Genomic DNA, 14,426 nt, shown 5'->3' on the forward strand with positions numbered 1-14,426 from the left:
AAACGATGAAAAAATTAACCCAAACACCGGAACGCCGTAAATTTTTTAAAGACGCTGCTCGTACTGCGGGCGGATTAGGAGGTCTTGGCATTTTACTCGGACTTCAACAAGAGCAAAGCCTTGCACGTCAAGGCGTGGCATTACGTCCACCGTTTGCCCTTGAAGATGAGAAAAAATTCGCCGCTGCCTGTATTCGCTGCGGACAATGTGTGCAAGCCTGTCCTTATGAAATGTTACACCTTGCTTCCTTGCTTTCACCTATGGAAGCTGGCACACCTTACTTTATCGCACGGGAGAAACCTTGCGAAATGTGTGAAGATATTCCTTGTGCAAAAGCCTGTCCAAGTGGGGCGTTAGATTCTACACAGGATAATATTAATGACGCTCGAATGGGCTTATCGGTGTTGCTAGATCACGAAACTTGCTTAAATTGGCAAGGCTTACGCTGTGATGTGTGTTATCGCGTTTGTCCGCTTATTGACAAAGCGATCACGTTAGAAATGCAACGTAATGATCGCACGGGTAAACACGCATTATTTATCCCAACTGTGCATTCTGATGCTTGCACAGGTTGCGGAAAATGTGAAGAGGCCTGCGTACTGGACGAGGCGGCAATTAAAGTGTTACCTCTCTCTTTAGCAAAAGGAATGTTGGGTAAACATTATCGCTTAGGTTGGCAAGAAAAAGAAAAGGCTGGGCATTCTCTTGCCCCTGAGGATATGATTTCTTTACCTGTACGCAAACCGGAGGGGCGTTAATGGCAAATTCACCGAAATATGCAGGAAGAGAAGCAAGAGAAAAGCTTGGTTTATGGCGTGCTAATCGCTTTTTGTTTTGGCGTCGTTTAACCCAGTTAAGCATTCTCGCAATGTTTCTAAGTGGCCCTTGGCTTGGTGTGTGGATTTTGCGTGGCAATTATAGTGGAAGTCTATTTTTAGATTTAATCCCAATGAGTGATCCCCTCATTACCGCAGAAAGCCTTGCAACAGGCCATTTACCAAACTTCAAAACGCTACTTGGTGCGAGTATTGTGATCGCCCTTTATGCTTTGTTAGGGAGCAAAATATTTTGTGGCTGGGTTTGTCCGTTAAACCTTGTTACCGATAGTGCCGCTTGGTTAAGACGTAAATTAGGCATTCGGCAAAATGCCAAAATCCCACGTGGATTACGCTACGGTATTTTATTGATGATTCTTATCGGCAGCGCAATGAGTGGCATTATGTTGTGGGAATGGATCAACCCAGTGAGTGCATTTGGACGCGCGTTAATTTATGGCTTTGGTGCAACGACGTGGTTGATTTTAGCGATATTTTTATTTGATTTATTGATTGCAGAGCATGGCTGGTGTGGGCATTTATGCCCTATCGGGGCGACTTATGGCTTAATTGGTGCGAAAAGCATTGCACGTATTAAAGTCATTGATCGCACACGCTGTGATAATTGTATGGATTGCTACAATGTTTGCCCTGAGCCACAAGTGTTACGTAGCCCATTGCACGGCAAAAAAGACGAAAGCCTGCTCGTGCTTTCTAAAGATTGTATCAGTTGCGGACGTTGCATTGATGTTTGTGCTGAAAATGTATTTACTTTTACCACTAGATTTAATCATTCGGGGGAATAAAATGATTAAAAAAACCTTAGTAATTTTAACCGCACTTTTCGCCACCAGCGTAATGGCTGCGGAAGATAAAATTGACAACTATTTACAAGGGGCGGCAGAAGATGTGAAGCCAGCTTTCCACAATGTACCAAAACAAAGTGAGCTGCCAGCACTTAACTATGTAAATCAGCCACCAACAATTCCACATAGTGTGAAAAATTATCAAGTGACGAAAAATGTCAATCAGTGCTTAAACTGCCACAGTGTTGAAGCATCACGCATTACAGGGGCAACACGCATTAGCCCAACGCACTTTATGGATCGCCAAGGCAACATTGTCGGCGGTGAAACCTCACCAAGACGTTATTTCTGCTTACAATGCCACGTTTCACAGTCTGATGTTGAGCCAATCGTGCCAAATGAATTTAAACCTATGAAAGGTTACGGAGAATAAAAATGTTGAAATTGATCAAAAAGTTTTGGCATTGGTTTCGCTCACCGAGTCGTATGGCAGTCGGTGTTTTAATCACGTTATCGTTTATTGCTGGTATTCTCTTTTGGGGAGGATTTAACACCGCTCTTGAACATACCAATACGGAAGAATTCTGTTCAAGCTGTCATATGAATGATGTTGTGCCAGAATATCGCCAATCTGTGCATTATATGAATCGCACAGGCGTGAAAGCCACTTGTGCGAACTGCCATTTACCGCACGAATTTATTCCTAAATGGGCAAGAAAAATCAAAGCAGCAACAGAAGTTTATGCACACCTTACAGGTAAAGTTGACACCAAAGAAAAATTTGAAGCTGCTCGTCTAGAAATGGCAGAACGTGAATGGGCAAGAATGAAAGCCAATAACTCACAAGAATGTCGCAACTGTCATAATTTTGAAGCAATGGATTTCACGCAACAAAAAACAGTGGCAGAGAAAATGCACGCGATGGCGATTAAAGAAGGGAAAACCTGTATTGATTGCCATAAAGGGATTGCTCACCACTTACCGAATATGAAAGACGTGAGATCAGGTTTCCTTCCAGAGAAAGCGGAAGGTAGCAAAGAACACTGATCTGTAAAAAATCGAACTTAATCTGACAGCCTCTGTTTAAAAACTCGTGCCTGTCAGGTTAATTTGAAATAAAGAAATTTCTCTCCAAACTGTTTATCTTTTTCTTTTTTGCATTATAGTGCTTTAAATTTAAGATAATACCTTGTTTTTCAAGAATATTTTCTAGCGCGTTCAGTTGTGGTTTAAAATTTGTGATAGTGTGTTTAAGTTAACCATCATTTATCCACAGAGCGAGAAAACAATGCTCCATTTTGTGATTTTATAACAATAAGGGCTATATGGCTTATAGCTCACAGAGAACTAACCGTTATTTAATAAGTGGACTATGAGGAAAAAGATGAGTGTTTCATTTTGTTTATGTCTGAGTTTTTGCTCATATTCTAAGCAAAAAATACTTTGACGCGTCAATATTAGATCTAATCTTTTGCAGCTGTTTGCTATTAAATCTAAACAAATACAAAGGGACTGAATCACAGAAAGATCTGACACAATCCCATCGATATAACTTAACTACATTAAATATCTAAGTTAGCTCGTAATGCATTAGATTCAATAAACTCACGACGAGGTTCAACTTCATCCCCCATTAAGGTAGTGAAGAGCTGATCGGCTGCCACGGCATCTTTAATGGTAACTTGCAACATTGTACGTGTTTCAGGATCCATTGTGGTTTCCCAAAGCTGCTCTGGATTCATTTCACCTAACCCTTTATAACGTTGTACCATTAAACCGCGACGCGATTCTTTTACTAACCATTCTACCGCTTGTTCAAACGTTGTTACTGGATACTGACGTTCACCGCGTGCGATATAAGCATCAGGCTCAAGTAAGCCGTTGAGCTGTGAACCCAATTTCACAATGCGAGCGTAATCATTGCCATTGATAAATTGGAAGCCAAATACATATTCTGTATCAATGCCGTGAGTACGCACGGTTAGCACAACTTCGTGTAAATGGCGTTCACTATTGAAATGCAGTTTATAACTATAATGATTACCGCTGCTTTCTTTTTCCGTTAAATTTTCAACCAAAGATTTTGCCCAAAATTCCACCGCACTTTCATTTTGCATTAAAGCGACGGTTAATTCAGGTTGATAAATCAAGGTTTTTAAAACACTTTCTGGATAATGGCGGCTTAAACGCGCAATCATTTTTTGCACGCTGTTATATTCAGACACCAATTTTTCTAATGCCACCCCACTCATTGCAGGAGCATCTTTCGTGGTATATAACGCTGCGCCATCTAAAGCAATATTCAATTCATATTGTGCCATTGCTTCATCATCTTTAATGTACTCTTCATTTTTACCTTTTTTCACTTTATAAAGTGGCGGTTGAGCAATATAAATATGACCACGTTCAATTAATTCAGGCATTTGACGATAGAAGAAAGTGAGCAATAAGGTGCTAATATGCGCACCGTCCACATCAGCATCGGTCATTATAATAATACTGTGATAACGCAATTTATCTGGATTATATTCATCACGCCCAATTCCACAGCCAAGCGCAGTAATTAATGTTCCCACTTCTTGGGAAGAAAGCATTTTATCAAAACGGGCTTTTTCTACATTTAGGATTTTCCCTTTTAATGGCAAAATTGCTTGATTTTTACGATTACGCCCTTGTTTTGCTGACCCTCCTGCAGAATCCCCCTCCACAAGGTAGAGTTCAGATAAAGCAGGATCACGTTCTTGGCAATCTGCTAACTTACCGGGTAACCCTGCAATATCCAATGCCCCTTTACGGCGTGTCATTTCACGGGCTTTGCGTGCGGCTTCGCGCGCGCGCGCTGCATCAATAATTTTACTTGCAATCATTTTGGCGTCATTTGGATTTTCTTCCAAATATTCTTGCAAGCGCTCATTCATGGCGGATTCCACCGCCCCTTTTACTTCGGAAGAAACCAATTTATCTTTAGTTTGTGAAGAGAATTTTGGATCAGGTACTTTCACTGAAATAATCGCGACGAGCCCTTCACGTGCGTCATCACCTGAGGTTTCCACTTTATCGTTCTTGCCTTTTTTATTCAGCCCTGATTTTTCCATATAAGCATTTAAGGTTCGCGTTAAAGCGGCACGGAAACCAGCTAAGTGAGTTCCTCCATCACGTTGTGGAATATTGTTGGTGAAGCAATGAATATTTTCCGATTGATAGCCTTCATTCCACTGCAAAGCAACTTCAACACCAATATCATCTTTTTCTGTGGAAAAATAAAATGGTTTTTGATGAATTGGATTTTTATTTTTGTTTAAATATTCCACAAAGGCTTGAATTCCGCCTTCATAATGAAAGTGATCCTGTTTATCATCACGTTCATCAATTAAACGAATGGATACCCCTGAATTTAAAAAAGAAAGCTCGCGCAAGCGTTTAGCCAAAATGTCATATTCAAATTCAATATTGGTGAAAATGCTTGGACTTGGCCAAAAACGCACCGTCGTTCCCGTTTGGCTAGTTTCACCAATAATGGTTAAAGGCGCTTGCGGATCACCTAAATGATAGAATTGTTCGTGAACATTGCCTTGACGGCGAATGGTGAGCTGTAATTTATCAGATAGCGCATTAACTACGGACACACCAACACCATGCAATCCACCAGACACTTTATAAGAATTATCATCAAATTTTCCGCCTGCGTGCAATACTGTCATAATCACTTCTGCGGCAGATACCCCTTCTTCAGGGTGAATATCCACTGGAATACCACGACCATCATCTTGCACTGAAACAGAATTATCAGAATGAATAGTCACAATAATATCAGAACAATAGCCCGCCAATGCTTCATCAATGGCGTTATCTACAACTTCAAAAACCATATGATGTAACCCTGTTCCGTCATCGGTATCACCAATATACATACCGGGGCGTTTACGCACTGCATCAAGGCCTTTTAATACTTTGATACTACTTGCACCATAATTTTCTGGGACATTATTCGACATAACAATTCTCTGTTTTTATTGATAAAAAATTGGGCAGATTATAGCAAATTTTTAGGCTTTTGGCTAATTTCGCAAAAATCTCAGGCAGGTAAATAATAAATTGAAAAATAATGAAAAAAGGGTTAGTAAACAAAATAGGGGTAAAAAGTGCTAACCGTCTTATCCGGTAAGGATTTTAGAGAGGTTAATTTGATAGTGGTATAAGACTTAATAACAATAAATTGTTGTAGCAATATTGTGGAGGAAAACCGTACTATACAACAATTCACACGACCACATCACGGTAACACCAAAGTCTGCAACCTTTACAGCAAATTCAAAATTTTTTTGATTAAGGTCATAAAAATTAACTATTTTGAGTGAGTAAGCTGTTTTTTTCTGATTTTGCGATCTACCTAACATTTTTTTTCATCTTCTTTGCATAAAATAGCTCGTACTTTCCTTTTAATTTTAAATATTAACTTTTAATTGAGGTGTATTATGACAGATGTAACTAAATTAGTTGAAGAACTTGGTGAGTTAGGCATTTATGATGTAAAAGAAGTCGTTTATAACCCAAGCTATGAACAATTATTCAAGGAAGAAACCAAAGAAGGCCTAGAGGGATTTGAAAAAGGTACGGTAACAAAATCAGGGGCAGTCGCTGTAGATACGGGGATTTTTACCGGACGTTCGCCAAAAGATAAATATATTGTTTTAGATGAAAAAACCAAAGATACCGTATGGTGGACAAGTGATGCGGCGAAAAACGATAACAAACCAATGAATCAAGCCACTTGGCAAAGTTTAAAAGAATTAGTCACCAAACAACTTTCTAGCAAACGTCTGTTTGTGGTGGATGCGTTCTGTGGGGCAAATCCAGATACCCGTTTAGCGGTGCGTATTATCACTGAAGTTGCGTGGCAAGCCCACTTTGTAACGAATATGTTTATCCGCCCATCTGCTGCTGAATTAGCGAACTTTAAACCAGATTTTGTGGTAATGAATGGGTCTAAAGTGACTAATCCAAATTGGAAAGAACAAGGCTTAAATTCTGAAAACTTTGTGGCGTTTAATATTACAGAAGGCATTCAATTAATTGGTGGAACTTGGTACGGCGGTGAAATGAAAAAAGGAATGTTCTCAATGATGAATTATTTCCTTCCACTTAAAGGTATCGCCTCAATGCACTGTTCTGCCAACGTCGGTAAAGAAGGTGATGTGGCAATTTTCTTCGGTTTATCTGGTACAGGGAAAACCACGCTTTCAACCGATCCAAAACGCCAATTGATCGGTGATGATGAACACGGTTGGGACGATGATGGCGTATTTAACTATGAGGGTGGTTGTTATGCTAAAACCATCAAATTATCGGAAGAAAGTGAGCCAGATATTTATCGTGCAATTAAGCGTGATGCTTTGTTAGAAAATGTGGTGGTGAGAGCAGATGGTTCCGTGGATTATGATGACGGCTCAAAAACAGAAAACACCCGTGTTTCTTACCCAATCTATCATATTGAGAACATTGTAAAACCCGTTTCTAAAGCGGGTCATGCGAAAAAAGTGATTTTCTTAACCGCTGATGCTTTCGGGGTGTTACCACCAGTAGCAAAATTGACACCAGAGCAAACCAAATACTACTTCTTATCTGGTTTCACAGCGAAATTAGCGGGCACAGAACGTGGTATTACCGAACCAACTCCAACGTTCTCTGCGTGTTTTGGGGCGGCATTCTTATCACTTCACCCAACACAATATGCAGAAGTGTTAGTAAAACGTATGGAAGCTGCGGGGGCGGAAGCATATCTTGTAAACACAGGCTGGAATGGCACAGGTAAACGTATCTCTATTAAAGATACTCGTGGCATTATTGATGCGATTTTAGATGGCGCTATTGATAATGCGGAAATGTCTGAATTACCAATCTTTAACTTAGCCATTCCAAACGCATTACCGGGTGTCGATCCGGCCATTTTAGATCCGCGTGATACTTATGCAGATAAAGCACAATGGCAAGCGAAAGCCGAAGATTTGGCGGGGCGTTTTGTGAAAAACTTTGAAAAATATGCAACAAACGAAGAAGGGAAAGCATTGATCAACGCGGGACCAAAAGCCTAATTACATAACAAAAATTTGCTAAAATTTACACCGCACTGATGATTTTGGAGAAAAATCAAAGTGCGGTATTTTTTTGTGGATTTTTAATCATTCATCTAGCTATCTAGCAGTCTTAATGTCTAGATTGTGATCTCAGCAATTTTTCATTAGAATAAACACAATTTTTGTGGAGATTTAAGGTGTCATTATGGTGAATTGGGATGGTAAATATATTAGCCCTTATGCAGAACACGGTAAGAAAAGTGAACAGGTAAAGAAGATTACGGTGTCTATTCCAATTAAAGTGTTGGAAATTTTGACTAATGAGCGGACAAGACGTCAGCTGAAAAATTTACGTCACGCGACAAATAGTGAATTGTTATGTGAGGCATTTTTGCACGCATTTACAGGGCAGCCGTTACCAACCGATGACGATTTGTTAAAAGAGCGCCACGATGAGATACCTGAGCAGGCGAAAAAAATGATGCGTGAGTTAGGCTTGAAGCCTGAAGAATGGGAATACTAAATTTCAGATTTTACTGAGAAATAGGTTGCAATTCCTATTTGAGCTAAGTATAATCCACACGCTTTCTTAGAAAGCCCTTTGATGTAATCATTTATTAAAGGCGTATTACAGATTTTGTAATACATAAAATGTCCCCGATTGGGGGACTATAATATTAGGTTACTGCACTTCCCTTTCAATGAAGTTTATGAAAGGTGATGGTGTCAGTTTTATTTTAGCTAAAAATTATTGGAGCTCTGGTCTAATGCAGAACCAAAGAATCCGTATCCGCTTAAAAGCATTTGATCATCGTTTAATTGATCAATCTACAGCGGAGATCGTAGAAACAGCTAAACGTACTGGCGCACAAGTTCGTGGTCCAATTCCTTTACCAACGCGTAAAGAACGTTTTACCGTGTTGATTTCTCCACACGTTAATAAAGACGCACGTGACCAATACGAAATTCGTACTCACAAACGTTTAGTAGATATCGTAGAACCAACAGAAAAAACTGTTGATGCATTAATGCGTTTAGATTTGGCTGCCGGCGTTGACGTGCAGATCAGCCTAGGTTAATTAAGAGGTTATGACAATGATTGGTTTAGTCGGTCGTAAAGTTGGTATGACTCGTATCTTCAATGAAGATGGCGTTTCTGTACCTGTTACTGTTATCGAAATCCAAGCAAACCGTGTAACTCAAGTTAAAACTCTTGAAAACGATGGCTATACTGCAATTCAAGTTACTACTGGTTCTAAAAAAGCGAGCCGTGTAACTAAGCCTGAAGCAGGCCATTTCGTGAAAGCAGGTGTTGAAGCTGGTCGCGGTTTATGGGAATTTCGTACAACTGAAGGTGAAGAATTCACTTTAGGTCAAGAAATTAATGTTGACATCTTCGCAGATGTTAAGAAAGTTGATGTTACTGGTACATCTAAAGGTAAAGGTTTCCAAGGTGGTGTTAAACGTTGGAATTTCCGTACTCAAGATGCAAGTCATGGTAACTCTTTATCACATCGTGTGCTTGGTTCTATTGGTCAAAACCAAACTCCAGGTCGTGTGTTTAAAGGCAAAAAAATGGCTGGACACTTAGGTGCTGAGCGTGTAACCGTTCAATCACTTGAAGTTGTTCGTGTCGATGCTGAGCGTAATTTATTATTAGTTAAAGGTTCTGTACCTGGTGCAACTAATAGTGATGTTATCGTAAAACCAGCAGTTAAAGCATAAGTCTAGGAGATAGAGATGGAATTACAAGTTGTAGGTGCAAACGCACTAACTGTTTCTGAAACTACCTTCGGACGTGAGTTTAATGAAGCATTGATCCACCAAGTAGTTGTTGCTTATGCAGCAGGTGCTCGTCAAGGTTCACGTGCGCAAAAAACTCGTGCTGAAGTGTCTGGTTCAGGTAAAAAACCTTGGCGTCAAAAAGGTACTGGTCGCGCTCGTGCTGGTGATATTAAATCGCCAATTTGGCGTTCTGGTGGTGTAACTTTTGCAGCGAAACCACAAGATCACAGCCAAAAAGTGAACAAAAAAATGTACCGTGGTGCAATCAAAAGCATTCTATCTGAGCTTGTTCGTCAAGATCGTTTAGTTGTAGTTGAAAAATTTGAAATTGATGCGCCAAAAACAAAAGCCTTAGTTCAAAAATTAAAAGATATGGCGTTAACTGACGCGCTTATCATCACTGCAAGTTTAGATGAGAATTTATTCTTAGCTGCACGTAACTTATATAAAGTTGATGTACGTGATGTGCAAGGTATTGATCCAGTCAGTTTAATCGCTTTTGATAAAGTGGTTGTAACTGTTGATGCAGTGAAACAAATTGAGGAGATGTTAGCATGATTCAACAAGAACGTTTGCTAAAAGTGTTAAAAGCACCTCACGTCTCTGAGAAAGCAACAAATAACGCTGAGAAGTCAAACACCATCGTTTTCAAAGTCGCTTTAGATGCCAACAAAGCAGAAATTGCAAAAGCTGTTGCTGAATTATTTGAAGTGAAAGTAGATTCTGTTCGTACTGTTGTCGTTAAAGGTAAAACTAAACGTCGTGGTACTAAGATGGGACATCGCAGTGACTGGAAAAAAGCTTATGTAACTCTTCAAGAAGGTCAATCACTTGACTTCGTTGAAGGTGCAGAGTAATTACGGAGGAGAAAGAAATAAATGGCTATCGTAAAATGTAAGCCGACCTCCGCTGGTCGTCGTCACGTTGTTAAAATCGTAAACCCTGAATTACATAAAGGGAAACCTTACGCACCATTATTAGATAGCAAATCTAAAACAGGTGGTCGTAATAATTTAGGACGTATTACTACTCGCCATATCGGTGGTGGTCATAAACAACATTACCGTTTAATCGATTTCAAACGTAACAAGTTAGATATCCCAGCGGTTGTTGAGCGTCTTGAATATGATCCAAATCGTTCTGCAAATATTGCTTTAGTGCTTTATAAAGATGGTGAACGCCGTTATATCTTAGCACCTAAAGGTTTAAGCGCAGGCGATCAAATCCAAGCAGGTGTAAACGCTCCAATTAAAGTTGGTAACTCATTACCAATGCGTAATATCCCTGTTGGTTCAACTGTACATAACGTTGAATTAAAACCAGGTAAAGGCGGACAACTTGCACGTTCTGCTGGTGCTTATGTACAAATTATTGCGCGTGAAGGTAACTATGTTACTTTACGTCTTCGCTCAGGTGAAATGCGTAAAGTATTAGCTGAATGTTCTGCAACTATTGGTGAAGTGGGCAATTCAGAGCATATGCTTCGCGTTCTTGGTAAAGCTGGTGCTAACCGCTGGAGAGGCGTTCGCCCAACAGTTCGTGGTACAGCAATGAACCCTGTTGATCACCCACACGGTGGTGGTGAAGGTCGTAACTTCGGTAAACACCCAGTTACTCCTTGGGGCGTTCAAACCAAAGGTAAGAAAACTCGCCATAACAAACGTACTGATAAATATATCGTACGTCGTCGTGGTAAATAATATTAATTAAATAAGAGGATTAGCCATGCCACGTTCTCTCAAGAAGGGTCCTTTCCTTGACCTACACTTGTTGAAGAAGGTAGAGAAGGCGGTGGAAAGCGGGGATAAAAAGCCAATTAAAACTTGGTCCCGTCGTTCAATGATCATTCCATCAATGATCGGATTGACCATCGCAGTCCATAATGGTCGTCAGCACGTTCCAGTTTATGTATCGGACGAAATGATTGGTCATAAACTCGGTGAATTTGCACCGACTCGTACTTACCGCGGACACGCTGCGGATAAGAAAGCTAAGAAGTAAGGGGTAAAAGATGGAAACTATCGCAAAACATCGTTACGCTCGCACTTCAGCGCAAAAAGCTCGTTTAGTTGCGGATTTAATCCGTGGTAAAAAAGTGGGTCAAGCATTAGAAATTTTAACTTTCACTAACAAAAAAGCAGCATCGCTTGTTAAGAAAGTGCTTGAGTCTGCAATTGCTAATGCAGAGCATAATGACGGTGCAGATATCGATGATCTAAAAGTGACTAAGATTTTCGTAGATGAAGGTCCTAGTATGAAACGTGTTATGCCACGTGCTAAAGGTCGTGCAGATCGTATTTTAAAACGTACAAGCCACATTACTGTGGTTGTGTCAGATCGTTAATTTAGTAGAGGAATAGCAATGGGTCAAAAAGTCCATCCAAATGGTATTCGCCTAGGTATTGTTAAGCCTTGGAGCTCTACTTGGTTTGCGAATACACAAGACTTCGCGTCTAACTTAGACGGCGATTTCAAAGTGCGTCAATTCTTAAATAAAGAATTAGCGAATGCTTCCGTTTCACGCATCACTATTGAGCGTCCAGCGAAAAGTATTCGTGTAACAATTCACACAGCTCGCCCAGGTATCGTAATTGGTAAAAAAGGCGAAGATGTTGAAAAATTACGTAACGCTGTTGCAGCTATCGCAGGTGTTCCAGCTCAAATCAACATCGCTGAAGTGAAAAAACCTGAATTAGATGCGAAATTAGTTGCAGATAGCATCGCTTCTCAACTTGAACGTCGAGTAATGTTCCGTCGTGCAATGAAACGTGCGGTACAAAATGCAATGCGTTTAGGTGCCAAAGGTATCAAAGTTGAAGTTAGCGGTCGTTTAGGTGGTGCAGAGATTGCTCGTTCAGAGTGGTATCGTGAAGGTCGTGTGCCATTACATACACTACGTGCGGACATCGATTATAACACTGCTGAAGCACACACTACATACGGCGTAATCGGCGTTAAAGTGTGGATCTTCAAAGGTGAAATTCTTGGTGGAATGGCTGCAATTGCACAACAACCAGAACAACAACCTACCACGCCTAAAAAGCCACGTGGTAAAGGTCGTAAGTAAGGAGAATTGCTAAATGTTGCAACCAAAACGTACAAAATTCCGTAAAGTCCAAAAAGGTCGTAACCGTGGAATTGCAGGTGGTACAGAAGTTAGCTTCGGTACCTTCGGTTTGAAAGCAGTTGGCCGTGGTCGTTTAACAGCTCGCCAAATTGAGGCGGCACGTCGTGCGATGACTCGTGCGATTAAACGTCAAGGTAAAATCTGGATCCGTGTTTTTCCAGATAAACCAATTACTGAAAAACCATTAGAAGTCCGTATGGGTAAAGGTAAAGGTAACGTTGAATACTGGGTAGCTTTAATCCAGCCGGGTAAAGTACTTTATGAAATGGATGGTGTGTCTGAAGAGCTAGCAAGAAATGCATTTGCACTTGCAGCGGCTAAATTGCCAATTAAGACCACATTCGTAACTAAAACGGTGATGTAATGAAAGCTCAAGAACTACGTACAAAAACTGTTGAAGAGCTGAATGCTGAATTGGTTAACTTGTTAGGTGAGCAATTCAAATTGCGTATGCAAGCAGCCACCGGTCAGCTTCAACAAACCCATCAGTTAAAACAAGTGCGTCGCAGTATTGCACAAGTGAAAACTGTATTAACCGAGAAGGCGGGTGAGTAATGACTGATAAAATTCGTACTGTGCAAGGTCGTGTAATTAGCGACAAAATGGATAAATCATTCACAGTTGCAATTGAACGCAAAGTGAAACACCCTCTTTATGGTAAATTTATCCGTCGTACAACTAAATTACATGTGCACGATGAAAATAACGAAGCAAAATTAGGTGATGTTGTTGAAATTAAGGAATGTCGTCCTCTTTCAAAAACTAAATCACATACTTTGGTTCGCGTTGTTGAAAAAGCAGTAATCTAATTTATTAGTTATCGCTTTAAATAAAATAATAGCCAATGGTGAATACCATTGGCTTTTTTGTTGATAAAAATAATAGGGGCTGTATTAGATTAGCAGTTATGTTAGTCTAATACAGATCCTATTTTTTAATATAGTAGATAATAAAAATAAGATATAGATCACATTTTTTTTATCATATTAGTGTAATATTGATTTTAGTTAAAATTTAGCCAATTTATAAATTAATCTTTAAGACAAGATCAAGATAGGAGACAACTATGAAGAGTTCTATTATATTTATAGCCATATTTTTTATTTTATATTGGATCGCAAATTCTATTTTGGATATGAATGGAGAGTTAAGGTATATTTATTTTGGACTAATAGGTTTTTTTGCATATTATTTTTCAAAAATAATATGCTTTATTCTAAAATAAATAAAAAATAATTTAATTGTGTTTTTTTATTAATTCTTGTATAAAATATAAATAAATTATTGGTTTGTAAGTTTATATTTATTTTCTTTTTATTTGTTGTGTCTGTATTTTACGATTGATAATGGTTAAAATATCTGAAATATTTTTTAAATTAAAATAGTGAATATTATTTAATTTTTTATTAGAGGTGTATATATGTTATTAAAAAATCATCTAAAAGTTTTTAATTATATAGTAACCGTATTTATCAGCCTTACTACTCATAAAGTTTATAAAAGATCTGAATTTATTGAAGGATTTAGATTAGCGTTTTTGTTATGTAGTGTAATGATCTTATTTTCCCTATTATATATGAAAATTGGTTCTTTCACACCAGATTTTATAGATAAGTTCAAATATATTTCTGCAAACGGAAAAGTTTTCATTTTTATTGTCAGCATTATTTTTCTTGTAATATTTTACTTTTTTTATCTTTATGTAAAAGAATTGCAAAAAGTAGATCTTTTTCCTGTTAGCTTTCTTAGCTTGTCCATAGGAGGGCTAGGATTTATCTATATAAAGCTATTACAGATGATTTTAAAACGAGATTAATCG

General features: G+C 39.0%; 19 protein-coding genes. 18 read left to right on the forward strand and 1 reads right to left on the reverse strand.

From position 1 onward, the window contains the following. The first annotated feature begins 5 nt into the window (after nt 1-5). Genes napG through L5B83_RS04000 form a run of 4 tightly spaced genes read left to right on the forward strand, consistent with a single transcriptional unit; the run spans nt 6 to nt 2,668 of the window. Entirely contained in the window at nt 6-758 is a 753-nt protein-coding gene (gene napG / locus L5B83_RS03985) for a ferredoxin-type protein NapG (RefSeq protein WP_250351412.1), read from the forward strand. After that, on the forward strand, nt 758-1,621 hold the full coding sequence (napH, locus tag L5B83_RS03990) for a quinol dehydrogenase ferredoxin subunit NapH (RefSeq protein ID WP_265777654.1): 864 nt from the start codon (nt 758-760) through the stop codon (nt 1,619-1,621). The genes napG and napH overlap by 1 nt, the downstream gene beginning before the upstream one ends. Before the next feature lies 1 nt (nt 1,622). Further along, nucleotides 1,623-2,054, forward strand: a complete 432-nt coding sequence (locus L5B83_RS03995) for a nitrate reductase cytochrome c-type subunit (RefSeq protein WP_250351414.1) — start codon at nt 1,623-1,625, stop codon at nt 2,052-2,054. 11 nt (nt 2,055-2,065) lie between these two features. Then, a complete protein-coding gene (locus L5B83_RS04000) occupies nt 2,066-2,668 on the forward strand; it encodes a NapC/NirT family cytochrome c (protein ID WP_250351632.1) in 603 nt (200 codons plus the stop codon). 515 nt (nt 2,669-3,183) lie between these two features. On the opposite strand, the gene gyrB is transcribed toward L5B83_RS04000, so the two are convergent. Continuing rightward, nucleotides 3,184-5,616: a DNA topoisomerase (ATP-hydrolyzing) subunit B gene (gyrB, locus tag L5B83_RS04005; RefSeq protein WP_250351248.1), complete on the reverse strand. Its 2,433-nt coding sequence runs from the start codon at nt 5,614-5,616 to the stop codon at nt 3,184-3,186. Between the two features lie 480 nt (nt 5,617-6,096). Here gyrB and pckA point away from each other — a divergent pair, with 480 nt between their 5' ends. From pckA to L5B83_RS04075, 14 genes are all read left to right on the forward strand, one after another. Continuing rightward, nucleotides 6,097-7,713: a phosphoenolpyruvate carboxykinase (ATP) gene (gene pckA / locus L5B83_RS04010; RefSeq protein WP_265777655.1), complete on the forward strand. Its 1,617-nt coding sequence runs from the start codon at nt 6,097-6,099 to the stop codon at nt 7,711-7,713. Between the two features lie 187 nt (nt 7,714-7,900). After that, complete coding sequence (gene metJ, locus L5B83_RS04015) at nt 7,901-8,218, forward strand: met regulon transcriptional regulator MetJ (protein ID WP_250351398.1); 318 nt, start codon at nt 7,901-7,903, stop codon at nt 8,216-8,218. Between the two features lie 244 nt (nt 8,219-8,462). Beyond that, nucleotides 8,463-8,774 carry a 30S ribosomal protein S10 gene (rpsJ, locus tag L5B83_RS04020; RefSeq protein ID WP_001181005.1) on the forward strand — a complete coding sequence of 104 codons (312 nt, stop codon included), beginning with the start codon at nt 8,463-8,465 and terminating at the stop codon, nt 8,772-8,774. Between the two features lie 16 nt (nt 8,775-8,790). Beyond that, nucleotides 8,791-9,420 (forward strand): 50S ribosomal protein L3, encoded by a 630-nt coding sequence (gene rplC, locus L5B83_RS04025; RefSeq protein WP_035687403.1) that lies wholly within the window; start codon nt 8,791-8,793, stop codon nt 9,418-9,420. Nucleotides 9,421-9,435: 15 nt separating this feature from the next. Next, on the forward strand, nt 9,436-10,038 hold the full coding sequence (gene rplD / locus L5B83_RS04030; protein ID WP_250351399.1) for a 50S ribosomal protein L4: 603 nt from the start codon (nt 9,436-9,438) through the stop codon (nt 10,036-10,038). Beyond that, nucleotides 10,035-10,337, forward strand: a complete 303-nt coding sequence (rplW, locus tag L5B83_RS04035) for a 50S ribosomal protein L23 (protein ID WP_035687397.1) — start codon at nt 10,035-10,037, stop codon at nt 10,335-10,337. Before rplD ends, rplW begins: the two co-directional genes overlap by 4 nt. Nucleotides 10,338-10,358: 21 nt before the next feature. Beyond that, complete coding sequence (gene rplB / locus L5B83_RS04040) at nt 10,359-11,180, forward strand: 50S ribosomal protein L2 (protein WP_103853556.1); 822 nt, start codon at nt 10,359-10,361, stop codon at nt 11,178-11,180. Nucleotides 11,181-11,205: 25 nt separating this feature from the next. Then, nucleotides 11,206-11,481 carry a 30S ribosomal protein S19 gene (gene rpsS, locus L5B83_RS04045; protein ID WP_005539416.1) on the forward strand — a complete coding sequence of 92 codons (276 nt, stop codon included), beginning with the start codon at nt 11,206-11,208 and terminating at the stop codon, nt 11,479-11,481. 10 nt (nt 11,482-11,491) lie between these two features. Beyond that, nucleotides 11,492-11,824, forward strand: a complete 333-nt coding sequence (gene rplV, locus L5B83_RS04050) for a 50S ribosomal protein L22 (RefSeq protein WP_250351400.1) — start codon at nt 11,492-11,494, stop codon at nt 11,822-11,824. An 18-nt stretch (nt 11,825-11,842) separates the two neighbouring features. After that, nucleotides 11,843-12,547, forward strand: coding sequence for a 30S ribosomal protein S3 (rpsC, locus tag L5B83_RS04055; protein WP_250351401.1), 705 nt, complete (start codon nt 11,843-11,845; stop codon nt 12,545-12,547). A 13-nt stretch (nt 12,548-12,560) separates the two neighbouring features. Next, nucleotides 12,561-12,971, forward strand: a complete 411-nt coding sequence (rplP, locus tag L5B83_RS04060; RefSeq protein ID WP_103853558.1) for a 50S ribosomal protein L16 — start codon at nt 12,561-12,563, stop codon at nt 12,969-12,971. Then, nucleotides 12,971-13,162, forward strand: coding sequence for a 50S ribosomal protein L29 (gene rpmC, locus L5B83_RS04065; RefSeq protein WP_017805230.1), 192 nt, complete (start codon nt 12,971-12,973; stop codon nt 13,160-13,162). The genes rplP and rpmC overlap by 1 nt, the downstream gene beginning before the upstream one ends. Further along, entirely contained in the window at nt 13,162-13,416 is a 255-nt protein-coding gene (rpsQ, locus tag L5B83_RS04070) for a 30S ribosomal protein S17 (protein ID WP_250351402.1), read from the forward strand. Before rpmC ends, rpsQ begins: the two co-directional genes overlap by 1 nt. Before the next feature lie 611 nt (nt 13,417-14,027). After that, the gene (locus L5B83_RS04075; RefSeq protein WP_265777656.1) at nt 14,028-14,423 is read left to right on the forward strand and encodes a hypothetical protein; all 396 of its coding nucleotides are present in this window, start codon (nt 14,028-14,030) and stop codon (nt 14,421-14,423) included. Nucleotides 14,424-14,426: the final 3 nt, after the last annotated feature.

It is taken from the genome of Avibacterium sp. 21-599 (assembly GCF_026226765.1).
Classification (GTDB): Bacteria; Pseudomonadota; Gammaproteobacteria; order Enterobacterales; family Pasteurellaceae; genus Avibacterium.